The sequence below is a fragment of the Micromonospora sp. BRA006-A genome (assembly GCF_033433935.1).
GTDB lineage: Bacteria > Actinomycetota > Actinomycetes > Mycobacteriales > Micromonosporaceae > Micromonospora > Micromonospora aurantiaca.
This window is the reverse complement of record NZ_JANCLW010000001.1, coordinates 1-19,928: the sequence shown is the minus strand read 5'-3', so window position 1 is coordinate 19,928 and position 19,928 is coordinate 1. Positions and strand designations below refer to the sequence as shown.

Sequence of the window (19,928 nt, the reverse complement as noted above, 5' to 3'; positions counted from 1 at the left end):
ACATTTCCTGTCCCGTCCGCGCCGTCTCGGCGAGGTGGCGGCATCCGGCTGGTGTCGATACCGCCACCTCGCCGAGCTGGTGACGATCGGTCCTCACCGACACCGAAAGGGGTCGCCCGGCCGTCCGCTCGCGCCATAAGCTGCGGCAATGCTGCTGCGCATGTCGACCCTGCTGCTCCGGACCCTGCGCGAGGATCCGGCCGACGCGGAGGTGCCGAGCCACCGGCTGCTGCTGCGCGCCGGATACGTCCGCCGGGCTGCGCCGGGCGGCTACACCTGGCTGCCGCTGGGCAAGCTCGTGCTGGACCGGATCACCGCGATCGTGCGGGACGAGATGACCGCGATCGGCGACCAGGAGGTGCACTTCCCGGCGCTGCTCCCGGCCGAGCCGTACCGGACCAGCGGGCGGTGGACCGAGTACGGGGACGACATCTTCACGCTCGCCGACCGCAAGGGCGCCGACCACCTGCTCGCGCCGACCCACGAGGAGCTGGCCGCGCTGCTGGTGAAGGACCTGTTCACCTCGTACCGGGACTTCCCGGTGACGCTGTTCCAGATCCAGACGAAGTTCCGCGACGAGGCCCGGCCCCGGGCCGGCCTGCTGCGCGGGCGCGAGTTCCTGATGAAGGACGCCTACTCGTTCGACCTGGACGAGGCCGGGCTCCAGGCGGCGTACGACCGGCACCGGGCCGCCTACGAGCGCGTCTTCACCCGGCTCGGCCTGGACTTCACCACCGTCCACGCGATGTCCGGCGCGATGGGTGGGTCCGCGTCGGAGGAGTTCCTGGCCGCCACGCCGGTCGGCGAGGACACGTTCGTCGGCTGCACCGCCTGCGACTACGCGGCGAACACCGAGGCGGTGGTGACCCGCGCCCCGGCCGCCGGTGACCCCGACGCGCATCCGCCCGCCGAGGTGCACGACACCCCCGAGACGCCGACCATCGCCGCCCTGGTCGAGCTGGCCGAGGCGCGGAAGCTCGGCGGGCGCACCGGCTGGACCGCCGCCGACACGTTGAAGAACGTCGTCCTCACCGTCCGCCGGCCCGGCGCCGAACAGGCCGAGCCGCTGGTGATCGGCCTGCCCGGCGACCGCGAGGTGGACCTCAAGCGGGTAGAGGCCGTACTCGCCCCGGCCACGGTGGCGGTCTTCGAGGACTGGGACGCCCACCCCGAGCTGGTCCGCGGCTACATCGGGCCGCAGATCCTCGCCAAGCACGGCATCCGCTACCTGGTCGACCCCCGTGTGGTGCCCGGCACCACGTGGCTGACCGGCGCGAACGAGCCGGGCCGGCACGCCACCGACGTGGTGTGCGGGCGCGACTTCGTACCGGACGGCACGATCGAGGCCGCCGAGGTGCGGCCCGGGGATCCCTGCCCGGCCTGCGCCGACGGCGAGCTGACCATCCGGCGGGGCATCGAGGTCGGGCACATCTTCCAGCTCGGGCGGCGGTACACCGACGCGTTCGCGGTCGACGTGCTCGGCCCCGAGGGCAAGCCGGTCCGGCCCACGATGGGCTGCTACGGCATCGGCGTGTCCCGGGCGGTCGCCGCAGTGGCCGAGCAGCACCACGACGACCGAGGGCTGGTCTGGCCGGCCGCTGTCGCGCCGTGCGACGTACACCTGATCGCCGCCGGGAAGGGGCCGCAGCTCGACGCGGCGCTCGACCTCGGCGGGCGCCTCGCCGCCGCCGGCCTGCGGGTGCTTGTCGACGACCGCACGCACGTGTCCGCCGGGGTGAAGTTCACCGACGCCGAGCTGATCGGCATCCCGCGCGCCGTCGTGGTCGGCCGCCGCCTGGCCGACGGGTACGTGGAACTGCGCGACCGGGCCACCGGCGAGCGCACCGAACTGCCGGTGGAGGCCATCGTGGAGCGCCTGCGCGACGAGGTGGGCGCGACGCGCCGCGACGGGGTGTAGCGATCGCGCCACCGGGTACCGCAGACGGATCGACCGAAGCGTTCGGAGGCTCTCATGTTCCGCGTCAGTGACGTCATGACCAGACAGGTGGTCTACCTCCCGGCGGAGACCCCGTTGGACGAGGCGGCCCGGGTGATGAAGGAGTCGGACATCGGCGACGTGGTGGTGACCGACGGCGCCACGCTCGCCGGCATGCTGACCGACCGCGACATCGTGGTCCGGGCGGTGGCCGAACGCGCCGACCCCGGCACCACCACGATCGGCTCGATCATCACCCGCGAGGTGGTGATGATCGAGCAGAACTGCACGGCGAACGAGGCGGCGGCGCTGATGCGCGAACGCAACATCCGCCGGGTGCTCGTGTGCGACAACGAGCGCAAGCTCGTCGGCATCGTCTCCCTCGGTGACCTCGCCATGCAGCTCGACCCCCAGTCGGCCCTCAGCGACATCAGCGAGGCCGCACCGAACGTGTGAGGGCGGCCCCGCTCGGGTGACGCGGGGCCGCGCCCGGCACCGCCGGGTGGCGACGCTCGGCGGCGGATAGCCTCGACCCATGCCCGAGATGCCGACCAAGCTGGCCGAGATCGTCGACGAGTTCGCCGCCGCGCCCCGCGACGTCGTCCTGGAGATGCTGCTGGAGTTCGCCGACGTGATCCCGCCTCTGCCCGAGGGAGTGAACCGGGAGGAGCTGGAGCAGGTCCCCGAGTGCCAGACCGCGTTCTTCCTGCGCGCCGAGGTGAACGCGGACAAGACCGTGAGCACCGTCTTCGACTGCCCGCCGGAGGCGCCCACCACCAGGGCGTTCGCCGGCATCCTCGCCGAAGGGCTGGCCGGGGCGAGCGCCGAGGAGGTGCTGGCCGTACCGGACGACCTCTACCAGCGGATGGGCCTGGCGCAGGCGATCAGCCCGCTGCGCGTACGCGGCGGCACCGCCATCCTGGCCCGGCTCAAGCGCCAGGTCCGGGAACAGATCTCCTGACCTGCGGGTTGTCGCTGGTCATGGACATCGAGATCTACGCCGACGTGGTCTGCCCCTGGTGCTGGATCGGCAAGCGCCGGCTGGAACAGGCTCTGGAGTCGTACGACGGCGAGGTGAACGTCCGGTTCCGGCCGTTCCAGCTGGACCCGACGCCGGTCACCGAGCCGAAGCCGCTGCTGGAGGCGCTCGGCGACAAGTTCGGCGGGCGGGACAAGGCCGAGGGCATGGCCGCGCACGTCACCGGCGTCGCCGCGGGCGCGGGCCTGGACCTGCGGTTCGACCGGGCGGTGGCCGCGAACACGTTCGACGCGCACCGCCTGGTGCGCTTCGCCACCGAGCACGGGCGTTCCGCCGAGATGGTCGAGCGGCTCTACCGGGCGCACTTCCACGACGGCGTCGACGTCGGCTCGATCGACGCGCTCGTCACGCTGGCCGGCGAGGCCGGGCTGGACGAGACCGAGGCGCGGCAGTACCTCGAGTCGAACCTGGGCCGCCGGGAGGTCGCCGCGGACCTGAGCACCGCGCACCAGCTCGGCGTCTCCAGCGTGCCGACGTTCGTGCTTGCCGGAAAGTACGCGGTCACCGGCGCCCAGGAGCCGGAGACGCTGCTCGCCGCGCTGCGCGAGGTGGCGCAGCGCGAAGCGGCAGCCTGATGTTTCACGTGGAACAAGATCGATGCGGATGAGGACCTAGGCCGGCCGGGCCAGGTTCTCCACCACCCTCGCCCCGGGCAGCGCGCCGAGCGCCGGCCCGGGCAGGGCGATCTTGCTGTGCCGTACGCCCGACCCGATGATGACGTGCGGCGTGGCGATCACCCGCGAGTCGACGAGGATCGGCCAGTCCGCCGGCAGGCCGATCGGCGTGATGCCGCCGTACTCCATGCCGCTCGACTCGACCGCCTCGGCCATCGGCGCGAGGCTCGCCTTGCGCACGTCGAGCAGCTTGCGGACCACGCCGTTCACGTCGGCGCGGGTGGTGGCGAGCACGACACAGGCCGCGTACCGGATCTCGCCGCCGCGCTTGCCGGCGACCACCACGCAGTTGGCCGACTCCTCCAGCCCCACCTCGTACGCCTCGCAGAACGCGGCGGTGTCGGCCAGGTCGGCGTCGATCGGGGCGACCAGTACGTCGTCCACGTCCACCGGGGCCTCGGCCGACCACTCCCGCAGAGCCGCGGCGACCGGCGGGGCCAGCAGGTCGAGCCGGGTCCGGGCCGGCTCCGTCTTCAGCGTCCCCATCATGCCGCGATCCTCGCACCCGCCCGGCGGATCGACCGGCCGGACCCCGCCCTCGCCCTTCAGTTGGGATTGGTGAGGAACGCGTTCTCCTGCGCGAAGTCCCGGCTCTCGGTCGTGGTGAGCTGCCGGCGGCGGAGCACCTCGGGACGGTTCGCCTCGGCGTCCTCGATGCCGTGCCGGACGCCGACCCGGATCACGCCGTAGAGGAAGACGAAACCGAAGACGTACAGGACCACTGTGGCGACGAAGACCAGCATGCGGTCACCGTAGGCCGGGGCGGACCCGACCGTTTCTCATCTTCCGCCGGTTCCCCCGTACGTGTCAGCGAGGTGGTCGGCCCAGGTCCGGACGCCGGTCGGTGTGGCGGTCGTGGTGAGCCCACCCGCCCGCAGCTCCCGCCCGAGCCGGCCGGGGATCCGGACCGGCAGCAGCGGACGGCGTACCCGCCGGGCCGCGAGCCAGGCGCGGGCCGCGTCGTCGAAGCGCAGCACCTCCGGTCCGCCGAAGTCCTCGACCCGGTTCGACGGCCCGGCCAGCAGCAGGACCGCGAGCCGGTCCGCCACCTCACCGATGTCGACCGGCTGGGCGAGCACCGCCCGGTCCCCGATCACCGGGCCGAGGCGGCTCGCGCCGCCGAGCAGCCCCTCCAGGAACTCCGGGAACTGGGTCGCCCGCAACACGCTCCACGGCACCGGTCCGGCGGCCACGACCTGCTCAGCCGCGAGCTTGTGCCGGTAGTAGCCCAACGGCACCCGGTCGACGCCGACGATCGAGACGAAGGCCAGGTGACGCACCCCGGCGTGACCCGCCGCCACCGCGAGCCGGCGGGTGCCGAGCACGTCGATGTCGTGGGTGCGCCGCTGCGGCGACGAGGCCAGGTGCAGCACCGCGTCCACCCCGGCGACCGCCTCCGCCAGCCCGGCGCCGGTGGCCAGGTCGGCGGTCACCCACTCGACCCCGTCCCCGGTACGCGGCCCGCGGCTCATCGCCCGCAGCGTGAAGCCCTCGTCCCGCAGCCGGGGCACCGCCACCCGTCCGAGCCGCCCGGTCGCCCCGGTCACCAGCACCCGCATCGCCACTCCTCCCGCTCACACCGCAACCGCCGTGCACGTCGTTCCCGCCGACTCCACCGATGCCGCAGTGGGTTCGCGCCGTAGCCGATTCGCCCGGCTGCATTCCCAAGGACGGGGGCCGGGCGCGGATCGTGACCGCGCGGCGGGTTGCCGTGATCACACCGATCCTGCGGCACGAGGAGGACGGCGGAGGCGGATTCGGCTCGCCCGTGACGGTGCGTGAGGTCCACGCGAACAACATCCACCCTCGATCGACATACCTCTGAGTCATAAGTATGACCAGGAGTCATACCGCTCTCCGGTGATGCCTTCGATCGGCGGCGTCACCGAACGTGACGGACGGCAGAGCCGATGCCGCTCAGCCGACAGGGCGCGGCACCACTCGGCCGGCCAGCAGCAGGCCGAGCAGGCCGCAGGCGGCCGCCACGGCCAGCGTGGTCGCGAAGCCGGCCGGGCCGGGGGACGCGCCGGCGGCCAGGACCGCGCCGGTGAGCGCCAGCACGGTGGCGGCGGCGAGCGAGTCGCCCAGCTGCAGCGCGGAGCTGTTGCGGCCCTGCTCGGCCGGGGCGGACTGCTCCAGGGTGAGCACCGACAGCGACGGATAGAGCAGGCCCATGCCCAGCCCGGCCACCGACCAGCTCAGCACGGCCGGCAGCACCGGCAGTCCGGGCACCAGCGCCGACGCCACGCCCGCCGTACCGATCGTGATGCAGGCCAGCCCGGCCCGGGGCAGCGTCGCCGCCGAACGGGGTGAGCCGATCCGCCCTTGAATCCACGAGCCCACCGACCAGGACAGCGCCCCCACGGTCAGCACCAGGCCCGCGCCGGTGGGAGAGAAGCCGCGCTCCCGGGACAGCATCAGCGGGATCACCACCTCGGCGGCCACGAACGCCGCCGACGCCAGCGCGCGCAGGCCGACCACCGTCGGCAGTCCCCGCGCCGCGCGCAGGAACCCGGCCGGCAGCAGGTGCGGCACGCAGACGAACAGCCCGGCCAGCGCCCCGGCGATCAGGGCGGCGGCGAGCACGCCGCGCTGCTGCCCCCCGTAGTGCAGCAGTGCGGCGCTCGCCCCCGCCCCGCAGGCCCAGCCGATCCGGGCCAGGGCACCCGCCGGCGGGCGGGTCGCCACGGTGGCGGTCAGCGCCCGTAGCCCCGGCTGGACCAGCAGCGCCGCCGGGATCGCCACCGCCGGCACCGCGAGGAACACCCACCGCCAGCCCAGATGTTCCACGATCAGTCCGGCCAGCGCCGGGCCGACCAGCGACGGCACCACCCAGGCCGCGGCGAACGCGGCGAAGATCCGGCGCCGCAACTGCTCCGGGTACGCCTGACCGACGACCACGTAGAGCGCCACCGAGACCAGTCCGGAGCCGAAGCCCTGCACCGCCCGCCCGACGACCAGCACCTCCATCGTCGTGGCGGCGCCGGCCACCACCAGCCCGGCGACGAACCAGACGACACCGTGCCACAGGGCCGGGCGCGGCCCGCGCGCGTCGCACCAGATGCCGGAGGCGACCATCGCCACCACGCCGGAGGCGAACGAGCCGCCGAACGCCAGCGCGTACAGGCCGAGCCCGTCCAGGCTGCGCGCCACGGTCGGCATGGCGGTGCCCACCGCCAGCGCCTCGAACGCGAGCAGGGACACCAGGGCGACACTGCCCACCGTCATCGCCCGCAGGCGCGGAGACCAGAGGTCGACGGGTGGGTCAGCCGGTACGGCGGTGGTGCTGGTCATGGCGTTCAGCCTCGGACCTCACCCCCGGTTGAGGTCAACTGTGGCGCGCGTCTCGTCGGCCGGGAACAGCGGGGTGACGCCCGGAAACTTCTGCCGTCGGGGTGGCATAACGGACTCCGCGCCGGGAAGTCGGGCCGCCGGGACGAGACCGGGAGGCGAGATGGCGCTGGGACGGTTCGCCGGCCTCCTGCTGTCTCCGACTGTCGTACCGGAGGCCGCCGCGCGTGTCGCGCGTACCGTCGGTTCGGCCCTGCCCACGGACGCCGTGCCGGCCCGGGTCAGCGAGGTGGCGGGTAGCGTCGGTACGGCGGCGGCCCGGCTGGCCCGCCTCACCGGGCTGACCAGCCGCCGCGTGTGGTCGCAGGACGGCCGCCACCACATCGAGGTGCACGGCGTCTGCCAGGACGGCGGCGACCGGCTGGCCCGCCAGGTCGAGGCGGCGCTGGAGTCGATGCCGGGCGTGACCTGGGCGCGGGTGAACGCGCCGTCGGGCCGGGTGGTGGTGGCGACCGGGGATCCGGCGCCGAAGCTGCGCGACCTGATCGCCACGGTGGCGCGCGTGGAGCAGACCTGCCCGTACGAGCCGGACCCGGAGATCGAGCCGCCGCAGCCGCCCGAGGACGGACCGCGTACGGCGCGGACGTTCGGCGCGCTGCTGTCCGACGTGCTCGGGTTGAGCATCTCGGCTGCTACCCGGATCCTGCCGCTCACCCCCATCCCCGCCGAGGTGGCCGGGCTGCTCGGCGCCGTCGACCTGCACCCGAAGCTGCACGCGCTGGCCGGCCTGGGCATCCGCGCCGACCCGCGCGCGGAACTGCTGTTCCCGCTGGCCGAGGCCGTGGTACAGGGTCTCACCGGCGGCTGGGCCGGCATCGTGCTCGACGGCGCGCAGCGCGTGGTGCAGTGGGGCGAGGGCGCCGCGCAACTGGCCGCGTGGCGGCGGGCCGAACCGCACCTGACCGGTGACCCGGAGCGGGCTGTGGCCCGGGTGCCCGACGGCGAGCGGCCCTGCCCGGTGCCCGACGGCCAGCCCGAGCGGTACGCCAAGCGGGCGCTCCCGGCCGGCGCGGTCGCCGGGGCGGCGGCGCTGCCCGTGCTGGGGCCGAAGCGCGCCGCCGCGCTGGCGCTGTCCTCGCTGCCGAAGGCACCCGGCTCCGGCCGTGAGGGGTACGGCGCCCAACTCGGCCGGATGCTCGCCCGGCGCGGCGTGATCGCGATGGACCGCAGTGTGCTGCGGGAGCTGGACCGGATCGACACGGTGGTGCTCGACGCGGCGGTGCTCGGCTCGGACCGGGGCGTCCTGGCCGACCTCGCGCCGCTGGCCGACGCCGACACCGGGCAGGTCGCCGCCCGGGCGTTCGCGTTGTTCGACCCGGCCGAGCCGGATGCGGTACACGCCGCCGAGGGCTGGCGGATCGGCCCGCTGGACCGCCTCGGCGCCGATGATCCCGGTGACACCCCGGACAGTGCCCGGCTGCGCGCCGACGGTGGACGGCTGCTCGGGCTCGCCGAGAACGGCCGGCTCGCCGCCGTCCTGCGGGTCGAGCCGGAGCCCGCGCCGGGCGTGGACGCGCTGGCGTCGGCCGCCCGGCAGGCGGGCCTGCGGCTCGTGGTCGGCGGCGCGGACGACGGCCGGTACGACTTCGCCGACCTGCTCGTACCCGGTGGTGCCCGGCTCGCCGACGCGGTGCACGACCTGCAACGCGAGGGCGCGGTGGTGATGGTGGTCTCCGGTGACCGGTCGGCACTGGCCGCCTCGGACTGCGGCCTCGGCGTGTACGGCCCGGACGACCTGCCGCCGTGGGGCGCGCACCTGCTGGTCGGTGACGACCTGCGGGTACCGGCCCTGCTCGTCGACGCCGCCGGGGTGGCCCGCCGGATGACCGAGCAGAACGTCCGGATCTCGATGGCCGGCAGCGGGCTCGGCGCGCTCGCCGCGTTCACCGCCGACCGCCGGCGGCTGCCCCGCCCGACCCTGGCGGCGGTGAACGGCGCGGCGGCGCTCGCGTTCGCGCACGGCGTGTTCCGGGCGCACCGGCTGCCGGACCGGACCGGCGCACCGATGCCCGCGCTCACCGCCTGGCACCTGATGCCGGCGCAGACCGTCCTGGACCAGCTCGCCACCGGCCCGTCCGGGCTGGCCGAGGAGGAGGCGGCCCGCCGCCGGCGCGTCGAGGTCGGCGACGAGCACGGCCCGGCCGGGCTGCTCCGCGCGTTCGTGGAGGAGCTGTCCAACCCGCTCACCCCGGTGCTGGCCGCCGGTGCGGTGCTCTCCGCCGCGTTCGGCTCGCTCGTCGACGCGGCACTGGTCGGCGGTGTGGTGGGCGGGTCCGCGCTGGTCGGCGCCGTGCACCAGCGCAACACCGAACGCTCCCTGGCCGAGCTGCTGTCCCGCTCGGCGGTCACCGCCCGGGTGCTGCGCGACGGCGCCGAGCGGGTGGTGCCCGCCGAGGATCTGGTACGCGGCGACGTGATCACGGTCAGCTCCGGCGACGCCGTACCGGCCGACTGCCGGGTGCTGACGAGCGACGGGCTGGAGGCGGACGAGTCGTCGTTGACCGGCGAGTCGCTGCCGGTGGCGAAGAGTCCGGAACCGGTGGTCGCGGCGGCCGTCGCCGAACGGCACTCGATGCTGTTCGAGGGCACCACAGTCGCCGCCGGGCACGGCACCGCGGTGGTGGTGGCGACCGGCGCGGAGACCGAGGCCGGACGGAGTCTCGCGATGGCCCGGCAGGCCCCGCCGGCCAGTGGCGTGGAGGCGCGGCTCGGCAAGCTGACCAGCAGCGCCGTACCCCTGGCGGCCGCCTCGGCGATCGCTGTCGCCGGGGCGGGGCTACTTCGGGGCGTACCCCTTGCCGAGACGGCGGCGACCGCCGCGAACCTGGCCGTGGCGTCGGTGCCGGAGGGGTTGCCGTTCCTGGTCAGCGCCGCGCAGCTGGCGGCGGCCCGGCGGCTGGCCGAGCACGGCGCCCTGGTCCGCAACCCCCGGACCATCGAGGCGCTGGGCCGGGTCGACGTGCTCTGCTTCGACAAGACCGGCACGCTCACCGAGGGGAAGTTGCTGCTGGCCGGGGTGGGTACCGGTGACGGCCGGTACGCCGTGCTTGACGAACTGGACGAGCCGCTCCGGTCGACGCTGGCCGCCGCCGTGCGGGCCACCCCGGCCGCGGACGACCCGGACGAGTTGCCGCAGCAGACCGACCGGGCGGTACGCCACGGCGCGGACGCCGCCGGGGTGACCGAGCGGACCGGCGCGGCGGAGTGGACCGCCACGGCCGGGCTGCCGTTCGAGCCGTCCCGGGGCTACAGCGCCACCGTCGGCCGTGGCACCGGCGGGCTGCTGCTGAGCGTGAAGGGCGCCCCCGAGTCGGTGCTCCCGCGCTGCGCGTCCCGGCGCACCGCCGAGGGTGACCGTCCGTTGGACGCGGCCGGACGCGAGGAGGTGCAGGCCATGCTGGCCGGTCGGGCCGGTGCCGGGCACCGCATCCTCGCCGTGGCCGAGTGCCGGGTCTCCACCGAGCAGGTCAGCGACGAGCAGGTGGACGGGCTGGTCTTCGTGGGTTTCCTGACGCTCGCCGACGGGGTGCGGGACAGCGCCCGGCCGGCGGTGGCCCGGATCCGGGCGGCGGGCGTGCACACCGTCATGATCACCGGCGACCACCCAGCCACGGCCGAGGCGATCGCCGCCACGATCAGCCCGGACGACGGCGGGCAGCGCGTGGTCACCGCCACCGACCTGGACCGGCTGGACGACGCCGCGCTCGCCGAGCGCCTGATGGCCACCGACGTGGTGGCGCGGTGCACGCCCGCGCACAAGGTACGGATCATCCAGGCGTTGCAGCGCCAGGACCGCACCGTCGCGATGACCGGTGACGGCGCGAACGACGCGCCGGCGATCCGGCTGGCAGACGTCGGCATCGCGCTCGGTCAGCGGGGCACTCCCGCCGCCCGCGCCGCCGCCGACCTGGTGGTCACCGACGACCGGCTGGAGACGATCATCGCCACGCTGGTCGAGGGACGCGCCATGTGGTCGTCCGTCCGGCACGCGCTGAGCATCCTGGTCGGCGGCAACCTCGGCGAGATCGCCTTCAGCGTGCTCAGCGCCGCCGCGACCGGCCGGTCCGCCCTGGGCGGCCGGCAACTCCTGCTGGTCAACCTGCTCACCGACCTGGCACCGGCGCTCGCCATCGCGGTCCGCCCGCCTGCCGACGACAGCGCCGACCACCTGCTGCGGGAAGGGCCGGACTCCTCGCTCGGCGTCACCATGACCCGGGAGATCGGGCTCCGCGCGGCGGCGACCACGCTGGGCGCGACCGCCGGCTGGACGATCGCCAGGTGGACCGGCACCCAGCGGCGTGCCAGCACCGTCGCGCTCGCCTCGCTGATCGGCACCCAGCTCGGCCAGACCGTGCTGGCGGGTGGCACCAGCCCCAGCGTGCTCGCCGCCACCGCCGCGTCGGTGGGCGTGCTCGTGGCGGTGGTGCAGACGCCTGGTGTCAGCCACTTCTTCGGCTGCACCCCGCTCGGCCCGGTGGGCTGGACCATCGCCACCGGCTCGGCGCTCGGCGCGACGTTCGCCAACGGTGCGCTGACCAAGCTGGTCGACCGCCTGCCGCAGCCCGGCTCGCATCGGCGACCGGACGCCGACCAGTCCTAGCGCCAGGTGGCGGCGGCCCGGCGCAGCCTGTCGTTTATCGCGCGGCCCACGCCGGTCTCCGGCACCGGCTCGGCGACGATCCCGGTCACCCCTGCTGCGTCGAGCCGGTGCAGCGCGTCGAACAGGCGCGCCGCCGCCGCCGTCACGTCGCCGTCCGGCGACAGCACCTCCACCGCGGCCCAGTCGCCGTCCGCCGGTGGCTCCCGGAAGGCCAGGAATCCCCGCCGGCCGCCGCCGGGCTCGGCCGCCGTGCCCAACCGCAAGGGGGTACGCGGGGCGTAGTGCGCGGCGAGCGTCCCGGGCGCGACCGGCTGACCGGAGCTGCCCTGGCGCACCTCGACCGGGCCGACCGCTTCGACGATCGCCTCGACCGGCAGCGCGCCCAGCCGCAGCACCACCGGCCGGTCGCCGCGCGCGTCCACGATCGTCGACTCGATGCCGCACCGGGTGGGCCCGCCGTCGAGCACCACGTCCACGGCGCCACCCAGCCCGGCCACCACGTGCTCGGCCCGAGTGGGGCTGAGCTGGCCGAACCGGTTCGCGCTCGGCGCCGCGACAGGTACGCCAGCCGCCGCGATCAGCGCCCGCGCCGACGGTTCGTCCGGTACGCGTACCGCCATGGTGTCCAGGCCGGAGGTGACGATCGGCGGGATGATCTCCGGGCGGTCCACGATCAGGGTGAGCGGGCCCGGCCAGAAGCGCTTCGCCAGCTCGGCCACCGCCGCGGGCACCTCGCCCACCAGCGCGGCCAGGTCGGCGGCGTCGGCCAGGTGGCTGATCAGCGGGTCGAAGCTGGGCCGGGCCTTCGCCTCGAAGATCCGCGCGGCGGCCCGGGCGTCGAGCGCGTTGGCGCCGAGCCCGTAGACCGTCTCAGTGGGGAAGGCGACCAGCCCGCCGGCGCGCAGGACGGCGGCTGCCTCGTCGATGCCGCGCTCGGCCGGCAGGACGCGCGGGGATCCGGTGCTCACGCTTCCGACGCTAGCCTGCCCGGTCGGTCGCCCCGGCAAGACCCTGCCATCGCGTGGTGGGGCCGTCAGTCGCGCCTGTCGGTGGCGGGTTCCGTGTCGGGGAGCGTGGGCGCGTCGGTGGGGTAGAGGCCGGCGGCGAAGCCGTACACCTGGTCGCCGGCGCGGGGGATCTGCGCGAACCGCCGGGCCAGCGCCTGCACCTCCGCCCAGAACTCGCGTACGTCCTCGATCGGGATGCGCGCGTGCACGAGCGTGCACCGCAGTTCGTCGGCGGCGTGCGCGGCCGCCGCTTCGGCTGCCGCCTCGGCGAGCCCGTTGATCCGGGACACCACCTGCTTGTCCTCGGCCCGGCTGAGCGCGCCGACGTAGTAGGTGCGGGCCACCCGCCCGTAGAACCGCTCCTCGATGGCCCGTACGCGGCGGGTCCGCACCACGCGCAGCAGACCGGCGTCCACCAGTTGGTTCACGTGGTACGCCACGCTGCTCTTCGGCCGGTCGACGGCGCGGGCCATCTCGTTCACCGTGGCGGCGCGCTCCAGGAGCAGTTCGAGCAGCGTGCTCCGCAGCGGGTCGGCGAGCGCGCGCAACTGTTCCGGAGCGGTGACCACGAGCAGGTCGTCGAGGTCGTAGTCCGGGATTCGCTCATTGACCGACATTTCTCGACCGTTCTAAGATTCTGGTTCGTTCGATAACTCCGGTCTGACAACTCAGGAGTGTAGTGATGGCCGAGATCGTGCTCTTCCACCACATTCAAGGGCTCACCGACGGCGTGCGCGCACTCGCCGACTCGCTCCGGTCCGGCGGGCACACCGTCCACGCCCCCGACTTCTTCGACGGCGAACGGCCGGCCACCATCTCCGACGGCGCCGCGCTGATCAAGCGGATCGGCGGCGACGTCCTCGACCAGCGCGCCGACGCGTACGTCGCCGGCCTGCCCGCCGGCCTCGTCTACGCGGGCGTCTCCTGGGGTGCCGCCATCGCCCAGCGGCTCGCCCAGACCCGGGCCGGCGCCCGGGCCGCCCTGCTCTACGAGGCCTGCCTGCCGGTGACCGGCGAGTGGGCGATCGGCCCCTGGCCCGACGGGGTGGCGGTGCAGGTGCACGGCATGGAGCAGGACCCGTTCTTCGGGCTCGAAGGCGACGTGGACGCCGCCCGCGAGCTGGTTTCGATCGTCGGTCCCGAACGCGGCGAGCTGTACGTCTACCCCGGCGACCGGCACCTGTTCACCGACAGTTCGCTGCCCTCGTACGACGCCGAGGCCACCGCGCTGGTGGTGAGCCGCAGCCGCGAGCTGCTCGACCGGCTCGGCTGACGCCTACTCGTCCCCGCGTAGCCGCGCCAACGCGGCCGCGTACTCGGCGTCGGTCAGCACTCCACGCTCGTACTGCCTGGTCAACGCGTGGATGTCACGCCGCTGCGCGGCGCTCGGAGCGGGCCGCCGGATCTGCTCCGGCGGGTCCGGACGGCCGGCGCGGACCGGATCCGGCGCCGGGCTCGCCGACGCGTGCTGCTCCGAGGGCCGGGCGTTCCGGTGGCACTCGCGCAGGGTCGCGAGGATCTCGTCGTAGTGCTCCGGCCAGGTGACCAGCCGGGTCAGCTCCAGGCGGAACGGCCGGACGATGGCGCCGGACTGGATCGGCGTCTGCACCGTCTCGCCGTCGGTCCGCTCGATGACGATCGCGTCGCGTCCCATGTCCAGGCCCGCTATCGAACTCGTACCGCTGCGGATCTCCACGACCGACGCCCACGGCACTGTGGTCGTACGGAGCAGCGAGCGCGAGCGGACGCCGACTGGGCTCACCCAGACGCCGAGCATCGCGCGGCGGACCGCGACGGCGAGGACGCCGGCGTTCCATACTCCGAGGACCACCGCCTCCCGTTTCAGGAAACTGCCGCTGCGGACCCCGAACACGATGAGCACGAAGAAGCAGACCGCCAGCCCCGCCACGACCATGGAGCCGGCGGTGGTCAGGTCCAGCGAGTACGGGCGCCGCCACACCGTCATGCCGCCAGGGTGACCGATCGTGTCCAGCGGTTCCGCGCGGAGTCAACGCCCTCTCGCCAGCTCCGCGACCTCGGCGAGGCTCGCGACCCGGTCGCACTCGTCGTCGGTCAACGTGTTGATGAGTGCCTTGGCGGCCTGGGCCTGGGGAGTCGTGGGCAGGGCACCGGCCAGCAGGTCCGGCAGGACCAGCTCGTAGCCGACCCGCGCCCGGGGTGAGTAGCGGTGGCGGCTGCGGGTCACGGCCGTGGCGACGCGCAGCGCGTGCTCGTTGCCGGGCGGCACGTGCGGTCGGTCGCACTCCCGGGCGCCGAACCGCATCCGGTGGCGGAACTCGCACGTCTCGCACGTCGCCGGTCCGGCGGTGAGCCCTGCCCCGCAGTCGGGACAGGTCAGCCGGTCCACCGCGCCGTCCACGGTCCGCCAGTCGTACGCCCCGGGGTCGTCGACGACGAGCCACGCCAGCTCGATCTCCTCGGGTGAGCCCGGCGCCACGTCCAGCTCACCGCGCAGCCGCGCCCAGGCGTCCCGGATCTCGTCCTCCAGGCGCGCCACCGCGGCGGCCAGCGCCGGGCTACGCCACGGTCCGGCCACTGTCGGCCCGCTACCGGTACTGTGCGATCTGGATCAGGTTGCCGCAGGTGTCATCGAACACCGCTGTGGTCACCGGGCCCATGTCGACCGGTTCCTGAGTGAACAGCACGCCGAGGCCCCGCAGCCGGTCGTGCTCGGCGGCCACGTCGTTCACCGCGAACTGCGTCAGCGGGATCCCGTCGGCCGCGAGCGCCTCCTTGAACGCCTTGGCGGCCGGGTGCGCGTCGGGTTCCAGCAGCAGCTCCACGCCGTCCGGGGCGTCCGGTGACACCACGGTCAGCCAGCGGTACTCGCCGGTCGGCACGTCCGTCTTCTTCACGAAGCCCAGCACCTCGGTGTAGAAGCGCAGGGCCTTGTCCTGGTCGTCGACGTACACGCTGGTGAGGTTGATTCTCATGGGTTCTCCTGGGTGGGTGCGTCGGACCTGAGCCATCGCTCGGTGATGGACCGCAGCGGCCGGGTGTCGAGGTGGTGGAACTTGTAGCGGCCCTGCCGCCGCGTGACGATCAGGCCGGCGGCCTCCAGGACGTCGAGGTGCTGGGAGATCGCCTGCCGGGACGAACCGACCTGGTGCTTCGTGGCCAGCCGGCCACAGATCTCGAACAGGGTCTGACCGTCGCGCTCGGTCAGCTCGTCGAGGATCAGGCGGCGGGTGGGATCAGCCAGCGCCTGGTACAGGTCGCCCACGTCACCCACCATATGCAAGTGACGGCTTGCCTATCAAGAGGCTGCCCGCAATCGGAGGACGCCATGCCCGGATACATCCTCACCGGCGCTCCCGGCTCCGGTAAGACCGCGATCCTGCGCCACCTGGAGATCGACGGCCACCCCGTCGTGGAGGAGGCGGCGACCGACGTGATCGCGCTGCACCAGGCGCTCGGCCGGCCCGAGCCGTGGCGTGAGCCGGACTTCGCCGAGTGGGTGCTGGATCTCCAGCAGAGGCGTCGGCGCCGAGCCGAGATGTTCGGCGGCGACGTGGTGTTCCACGACCGCTCGCCCGTCTGCACGCTCGCGTTGTGCCGCCACCTGGGGTTGACGCCGCCACCCGCCCTGCTCGACGAGATCGAGGGCATGACGGCGGAGCGGACCGTCTTCTTCGTACGGAATCAGGGTTTCGTCGAGGCGACAGCCGCGCGTCGCATCACCTTCGAGGAGTCGCTCGTCTTCGAGCGGGTCCACGAACTGACGTACCGGGAGGCGGGATTCGACGTCGTCGACGTGCCGGCGGGCCCACTGGCGACCCGGGTGACGGCGATAAAGCAGGCGGTCGATCGGCTGCGGACCGCTAGGGTGCGGACATGACGTTCCGCGTTGTCTCGCCGCCACCGGTCACCCGGTAACGACGCCGTTCACCGAACCCGGCTCCCGATCCAGAGCCCGGGTGCGTTCGCGGTGCCCGGGCGGCGACGACAACGGAGAATCCCGTGCACACAGATCTGCCCCCGACCGTGGGGCGAGGAACCCTCTACATCCTCCTGGCGGCGATCGCCTGGGGCACCGGCGGCGCCGCGGCGGCCGTCCTCTACGACACCAGCGGGTTGGGCCCGGTGGCCGTCTCGTTCTGGCGGTTCGCGGGCGGTGTCCTGCTGCTCGCCGCCGGACACCTGACACGTCGGCGACCGTCCGCGCATCCCCGGGTCGCCAGCACCCGGCCGCGCCACCAGTGGCGGCAGGTCGTGACGACAGGCGTGGGGCTGGCCGTCTACCAGACGGCGTACTTCGCCGCAGTGGGGTACGCCGGCCTGGCCGTCGCCACCATGGTCACCCTGGGCGCCGGGCCGGTCCTCATCGCCCTCGGTTCCCGCCTGACCCTCGGCGAGCGACTCGGCCGGACCGGCGGAATCACCGTCGTGACAGCACTCGCCGGCCTGGTCCTGCTACTGGGCGGTGGTAGCGCCGGCAGCGCACCGGCACCGGCGTTGGGGCTGGCCTGCGCGCTGCTGTCCGCCGGCGGATACGCAGCAGTCACCCTGCTCAACCGGAAGCTCGGCCGGGACGGCAGCGGGCAGACATCGCTCCTGGGTGGATTCGCCGTAGGAATGATCTGCCTGACCCCACTGGCCCTGCTCGATGGGATCCTGCCCACGGCCGGTGACATCCGCTGGACGGTGGGTCTGCTCGCCTTCCTCGCCGTGGCGCCCACCGCCGTGGCGTACACCCTGTTCTTCGCCGGTCTGGCCGCGGTCCGGGCGACCACCGCATCGATCATCGCGCTCGTCGAGCCGGTGACGGCGGCGCTCATCGCGGTGCTCGTGCTGGACGAACGGCTCACCGTGACCGCCGTTCTCGGGTCGGTCGTGCTGCTCGCCGCGGTGGTCACGCTGGTGCTCGGTGAGCCCGGGCCGGCGCCGTCGTCGGCTGCGGCTGCGGCTGCGGCTGCGGTGCTCAGGGACCGGGACGCCGACATGCGGAACCGCCGCCGGCCACGACGAGCGAGGGTCGGCGGCGGCGTGGCGACGCGGCGTCCGGGATGACGGGTCAGCCGGCGAGCTGGCGCCGCACCGAGTCGGCGTCCATCAGGTACGACATGAACTTGAACTTGCCGTCCTGAACCCGGTAGAAGGCGATCTCCGTGAACGCCACCGACTTGCCGGTGGGGGTCAGGCCGTTCCACTCCTTGACCGGGCTCACGTTCTGTACCGAGCGGTAGGGCACCGCTTCCGTTACCGTCCTCGCCGTGGACAAGGCGGAGTTCTGGACGCTCCTGGAGCGGTCAGCCGAGGAGACGACTGACCCGGACCACAGGCTGACCTGGCTGACCCACCACCTAAGCCGGCTCTCCCCCGAACACATCGCGGACTTCCAACTCGGTCTGGAGGCCGCCCGTCGCCCGATCGACACGTACGCCATGTGGGGTGCGGCGAACCAGATCCTGGACGGCCTCTGCAGCAGCGACACGTTCTGGTACTTCCAACCGTGGCTGATCGGCCAGGGGCAGCGCTTCGCCCGGAACCCGGACAACCTCGCCGACCTGCCCGCCGTTCGGGTGCTCGCCGGCCGCGGTCACGAGAATTGGTCAGACGCGGAATGGCCGCAGTGGGAGGCACTCGACTACGTGGCAGCCGACGCGTACGAACGTGTCACCGGCCGGCGCGACGGGCTCCACGAAGCACTGAAGGCCCGAGGTCACCGCGTGTACGCCGACCCGGAACCGAACGATCAGCCGTGGAACAGCGACAGCCTCACCGAGATCGCACAACGCCTGCCGCGCCTCGCGCGCCTGTTCCCCCGCCGGCAGCACGTGACGCCCTGACGCGAAAGACCCCTTGGGTGGGGGCATCGACTTCGGCGAGACTGCCGAGGCAGCCGTACGGCGCGAACTGCGCGAGGAACTCGACGTCGACCTTCTCGACGTACGCCTCCTGGGTGTTCTGGAAAACCTGTTCCACGCGTTCGGCCGCGACGGGCACGAGATCGTCTTCGTCTTCGACTGCCGGCCAGTCCCTATACGAGCGGAACGCCGTCGGCGAGATACGCGACGATGCGGGCACCAAGGTGATGTGGCGACCGCTGGACAGCTTCGACGCCCGGAGTCCGCTCTACCCCGCCGGCATCATCGCGCTGCTGCACGGAGAAGCCCGTTGTCGTAGGTAGTGCCGCCCGCCGAGCATGGCCGCTGTGAGCCGAAGCCTCCGAACAGATCCCCGCTCCCGCCAGGCACTCCGGCGGGCGCCCCGGCTCGACCAGGTGCGGATCCACGTTCACGCACCACGGCCCGGGTTCGCGCACCCGGCGAGCGGACAAGACGTTCGCGACGTACTGGAGGCCCTCGGGTCCTGGGCGTGGTACGGGTTACGCGGCATCGAGCTGCGGCAGACGGAGGATTTCCGGCCCGGATTCGTCGTCTACGACAGGACCCGAGTGCCGGGCGAGATCGTCCTCTACGAGCAACCGCTACCGGAGGCCGCGTCGATGCGGGACTTCATGCGGTTCGACGTACTGCTCCATGAGCTCGGGCACCACGTGCTCCAACACCGCAGCCGGAAGGTCGGCCGGGTGCAACGCCGATCAGATCATGAACGGTTCGCCGAGGCTTTCGCCGATCGATGGAAGCCGACCGCCCAGGCGGCAGTCGAAACAGCCGCTGGTAATGGCTGTACCTCCCTTCGGTTTTGCGTTCACGGCGTTGAGGTACTTCGGTGTATCACCGCGCCGCAGGGAAGGGGTGGAACCCCCATGCCGACGATCACCGTTCGTCGTGCCTTGGATGCTGGTGGCCTTCTGCGCCGCGTCAAGATCGAGATTGACGGGCGGATCGTGACACGTCTCAAGCGTGGAGCCGTCCAGAGCGTCGACGTAGCGCCAGGCCGGCACATGGTACGGGCTCACCTGGACTGGCAGAGAAGCGCGCCGGTTGAGGTGTATCTCGCCGGCACGGAGACGATTGCTTTGGAAGCGGCCATAGCGGAATTTTCGACGACATTCATGGCAACTTTTCTAGGGCCCGAGTGCGGGCTCGATCTACAGGTCGTCCGTCCGGCACCTCTCACCACTCCCCCGCTGCCCCCGGCCTCTTGCGGACCAGATGCGGACCACCACGTCCCCGGGAAAACGGGCTAGTACGGCAGCCGCCGTTTGAGATCTTGCTGGTGAACCGGGGTGGACGCGAGGCGGCCACCGCGTGATCGTCTGTACGTTGTGGACATAACTTCAGATCTGGCGGTGGCCGCGTGCCATAGCGTAGCGGTTGGCCGGTGGGAGCGGGTGCTGGCCGACGGGATGTCCTCGCCGCTGCGCCGCGCGGCCGGGATCGGCGTGGAACGC

Annotated in this window: 22 protein-coding genes; 10 read left to right on the top strand and 12 right to left on the bottom strand. The window is 73.3% G+C overall.

The window, feature by feature from the left end:
- Positions 1–148 precede the first annotated feature (148 nt).
- The 4 genes from NMK34_RS00110 to NMK34_RS00095 all read left to right on the top strand — a co-directional run bounded on the left by NMK34_RS00110 (position 149) and on the right by NMK34_RS00095 (position 3,550).
- A complete protein-coding gene (locus NMK34_RS00110) occupies positions 149–1,918 on the top strand; it encodes a proline--tRNA ligase (protein ID WP_318331717.1) in 1,770 nt (589 codons plus the stop codon).
- A gap of 54 nt (positions 1,919–1,972) precedes the next feature.
- Positions 1,973–2,392, top strand: a complete 420-nt coding sequence (locus NMK34_RS00105; protein ID WP_318331716.1) for a CBS domain-containing protein — start codon at positions 1,973–1,975, stop codon at positions 2,390–2,392.
- A 79-nt stretch (positions 2,393–2,471) separates the two neighbouring features.
- Positions 2,472–2,897, top strand: coding sequence for a SufE family protein (locus tag NMK34_RS00100; protein ID WP_013283255.1), 426 nt, complete (start codon positions 2,472–2,474; stop codon positions 2,895–2,897).
- Between the two features lie 20 nt (positions 2,898–2,917).
- Positions 2,918–3,550 (top strand): DsbA family protein, encoded by a 633-nt coding sequence (locus tag NMK34_RS00095; RefSeq protein ID WP_013283254.1) that lies wholly within the window; start codon positions 2,918–2,920, stop codon positions 3,548–3,550.
- A gap of 36 nt (positions 3,551–3,586) precedes the next feature.
- On the opposite strand, the gene NMK34_RS00090 is transcribed toward NMK34_RS00095, so the two are convergent.
- From NMK34_RS00090 to NMK34_RS00075, 4 genes are all read right to left on the bottom strand, one after another.
- Entirely contained in the window at positions 3,587–4,135 is a 549-nt protein-coding gene (locus tag NMK34_RS00090) for a YbaK/EbsC family protein (protein WP_318336233.1), read from the bottom strand.
- 59 nt (positions 4,136–4,194) lie between these two features.
- The gene (locus NMK34_RS00085; protein WP_013283252.1) at positions 4,195–4,392 is read right to left on the bottom strand and encodes a hypothetical protein; all 198 of its coding nucleotides are present in this window, start codon (positions 4,390–4,392) and stop codon (positions 4,195–4,197) included.
- A gap of 36 nt (positions 4,393–4,428) precedes the next feature.
- Positions 4,429–5,208: an SDR family oxidoreductase gene (locus tag NMK34_RS00080; RefSeq protein WP_318331715.1), complete on the bottom strand. Its 780-nt coding sequence runs from the start codon at positions 5,206–5,208 to the stop codon at positions 4,429–4,431.
- 358 nt (positions 5,209–5,566) lie between these two features.
- Positions 5,567–6,943, bottom strand: a complete 1,377-nt coding sequence (locus tag NMK34_RS00075; protein WP_318331714.1) for an MFS transporter — start codon at positions 6,941–6,943, stop codon at positions 5,567–5,569.
- 160 nt (positions 6,944–7,103) lie between these two features.
- Between NMK34_RS00075 and NMK34_RS00070 the strand changes: the two genes are divergently transcribed.
- Positions 7,104–11,600: an HAD-IC family P-type ATPase gene (locus NMK34_RS00070; protein WP_318331713.1), complete on the top strand. Its 4,497-nt coding sequence runs from the start codon at positions 7,104–7,106 to the stop codon at positions 11,598–11,600.
- Here the strand turns inward: NMK34_RS00070 and NMK34_RS00065 are convergent.
- Complete coding sequence (locus tag NMK34_RS00065) at positions 11,597–12,544, bottom strand: L-threonylcarbamoyladenylate synthase (RefSeq protein WP_318336232.1); 948 nt, start codon at positions 12,542–12,544, stop codon at positions 11,597–11,599. The genes NMK34_RS00070 and NMK34_RS00065 overlap by 4 nt on opposite strands.
- A gap of 89 nt (positions 12,545–12,633) precedes the next feature.
- Positions 12,634–13,224: a helix-turn-helix domain-containing protein gene (locus NMK34_RS00060; RefSeq protein ID WP_318331712.1), complete on the bottom strand. Its 591-nt coding sequence runs from the start codon at positions 13,222–13,224 to the stop codon at positions 12,634–12,636.
- Between the two features lie 65 nt (positions 13,225–13,289).
- Here NMK34_RS00060 and NMK34_RS00055 point away from each other — a divergent pair, with 65 nt between their 5' ends.
- A complete protein-coding gene (locus NMK34_RS00055) occupies positions 13,290–13,880 on the top strand; it encodes a dienelactone hydrolase family protein (RefSeq protein WP_318331711.1) in 591 nt (196 codons plus the stop codon).
- A 3-nt stretch (positions 13,881–13,883) separates the two neighbouring features.
- Here the strand turns inward: NMK34_RS00055 and NMK34_RS00050 are convergent, their stop codons facing one another.
- Genes NMK34_RS00050 through NMK34_RS00035 form a run of 4 tightly spaced genes read right to left on the bottom strand, consistent with a single transcriptional unit; the run spans position 13,884 to position 15,863 of the window.
- Entirely contained in the window at positions 13,884–14,573 is a 690-nt protein-coding gene (locus tag NMK34_RS00050; RefSeq protein WP_318331710.1) for a PH domain-containing protein, read from the bottom strand.
- A 42-nt stretch (positions 14,574–14,615) separates the two neighbouring features.
- Positions 14,616–15,164 carry a hypothetical protein gene (locus NMK34_RS00045; RefSeq protein WP_318331709.1) on the bottom strand — a complete coding sequence of 183 codons (549 nt, stop codon included), beginning with the start codon at positions 15,162–15,164 and terminating at the stop codon, positions 14,616–14,618.
- A 10-nt stretch (positions 15,165–15,174) separates the two neighbouring features.
- Complete coding sequence (locus tag NMK34_RS00040) at positions 15,175–15,561, bottom strand: VOC family protein (RefSeq protein WP_318331708.1); 387 nt, start codon at positions 15,559–15,561, stop codon at positions 15,175–15,177.
- Complete coding sequence (locus NMK34_RS00035) at positions 15,558–15,863, bottom strand: ArsR/SmtB family transcription factor (protein ID WP_013283242.1); 306 nt, start codon at positions 15,861–15,863, stop codon at positions 15,558–15,560. Before NMK34_RS00035 ends, NMK34_RS00040 begins: the two co-directional genes overlap by 4 nt.
- Before the next feature lie 51 nt (positions 15,864–15,914).
- Between NMK34_RS00035 and NMK34_RS00030 the strand changes: the two genes are divergently transcribed.
- Positions 15,915–16,466, top strand: coding sequence for an ATP-binding protein (locus NMK34_RS00030; RefSeq protein WP_318331707.1), 552 nt, complete (start codon positions 15,915–15,917; stop codon positions 16,464–16,466).
- Between the two features lie 122 nt (positions 16,467–16,588).
- Positions 16,589–17,638 (top strand): DMT family transporter, encoded by a 1,050-nt coding sequence (locus NMK34_RS00025; protein WP_318331706.1) that lies wholly within the window; start codon positions 16,589–16,591, stop codon positions 17,636–17,638.
- Between the two features lie 4 nt (positions 17,639–17,642).
- On the opposite strand, the gene NMK34_RS00020 is transcribed toward NMK34_RS00025, so the two are convergent.
- A complete protein-coding gene (locus tag NMK34_RS00020) occupies positions 17,643–17,795 on the bottom strand; it encodes a hypothetical protein (RefSeq protein ID WP_318331705.1) in 153 nt (50 codons plus the stop codon).
- Positions 17,796–17,841: 46 nt separating this feature from the next.
- On the opposite strand from NMK34_RS00020, the gene NMK34_RS00015 reads away from it, so the two are divergent.
- Both NMK34_RS00015 and NMK34_RS00010 read left to right on the top strand, forming a co-directional pair.
- Positions 17,842–18,417 carry a DUF4240 domain-containing protein gene (locus NMK34_RS00015; RefSeq protein ID WP_318331704.1) on the top strand — a complete coding sequence of 192 codons (576 nt, stop codon included), beginning with the start codon at positions 17,842–17,844 and terminating at the stop codon, positions 18,415–18,417.
- A 13-nt stretch (positions 18,418–18,430) separates the two neighbouring features.
- On the top strand, positions 18,431–18,754 hold the full coding sequence (locus NMK34_RS00010; RefSeq protein WP_318331703.1) for an NUDIX domain-containing protein: 324 nt from the start codon (positions 18,431–18,433) through the stop codon (positions 18,752–18,754).
- Positions 18,755–19,172: 418 nt separating this feature from the next.
- Here the strand turns inward: NMK34_RS00010 and NMK34_RS00005 are convergent, their stop codons facing one another.
- Entirely contained in the window at positions 19,173–19,493 is a 321-nt protein-coding gene (locus NMK34_RS00005) for a hypothetical protein (RefSeq protein WP_318331702.1), read from the bottom strand.
- Positions 19,494–19,928: the final 435 nt, after the last annotated feature.

Bases quoted from the DNA above. Each gene is read 5' to 3' on its own strand.
- NMK34_RS00110 (WP_318331717.1), top strand. From the start codon at position 149: ATGCTGCTGCGCATGTCGACCCTGCTGCTCCGGACCCTGCGCGAGGAT.
- NMK34_RS00105 (WP_318331716.1), top strand. From the start codon at position 1,973: ATGTTCCGCGTCAGTGACGTCATGACCAGACAGGTGGTCTACCTCCCG.
- NMK34_RS00100 (WP_013283255.1), top strand. From the start codon at position 2,472: ATGCCCGAGATGCCGACCAAGCTGGCCGAGATCGTCGACGAGTTCGCC.
- NMK34_RS00095 (WP_013283254.1), top strand. From the start codon at position 2,918: ATGGACATCGAGATCTACGCCGACGTGGTCTGCCCCTGGTGCTGGATC.
- NMK34_RS00090 (WP_318336233.1), bottom strand. From the start codon at position 4,135: ATGGGGACGCTGAAGACGGAGCCGGCCCGGACCCGGCTCGACCTGCTG.
- NMK34_RS00085 (WP_013283252.1), bottom strand. From the start codon at position 4,392: ATGCTGGTCTTCGTCGCCACAGTGGTCCTGTACGTCTTCGGTTTCGTC.
- NMK34_RS00080 (WP_318331715.1), bottom strand. From the start codon at position 5,208: ATGCGGGTGCTGGTGACCGGGGCGACCGGGCGGCTCGGACGGGTGGCG.
- NMK34_RS00075 (WP_318331714.1), bottom strand. From the start codon at position 6,943: ATGACCAGCACCACCGCCGTACCGGCTGACCCACCCGTCGACCTCTGG.
- NMK34_RS00070 (WP_318331713.1), top strand. From the start codon at position 7,104: ATGGCGCTGGGACGGTTCGCCGGCCTCCTGCTGTCTCCGACTGTCGTA.
- NMK34_RS00060 (WP_318331712.1), bottom strand. From the start codon at position 13,224: ATGTCGGTCAATGAGCGAATCCCGGACTACGACCTCGACGACCTGCTC.
- NMK34_RS00055 (WP_318331711.1), top strand. From the start codon at position 13,290: ATGGCCGAGATCGTGCTCTTCCACCACATTCAAGGGCTCACCGACGGC.
- NMK34_RS00050 (WP_318331710.1), bottom strand. From the start codon at position 14,573: ATGACGGTGTGGCGGCGCCCGTACTCGCTGGACCTGACCACCGCCGGC.
- NMK34_RS00040 (WP_318331708.1), bottom strand. From the start codon at position 15,561: ATGAGAATCAACCTCACCAGCGTGTACGTCGACGACCAGGACAAGGCC.
- NMK34_RS00035 (WP_013283242.1), bottom strand. From the start codon at position 15,863: ATGGTGGGTGACGTGGGCGACCTGTACCAGGCGCTGGCTGATCCCACC.
- NMK34_RS00030 (WP_318331707.1), top strand. From the start codon at position 15,915: ATGCCCGGATACATCCTCACCGGCGCTCCCGGCTCCGGTAAGACCGCG.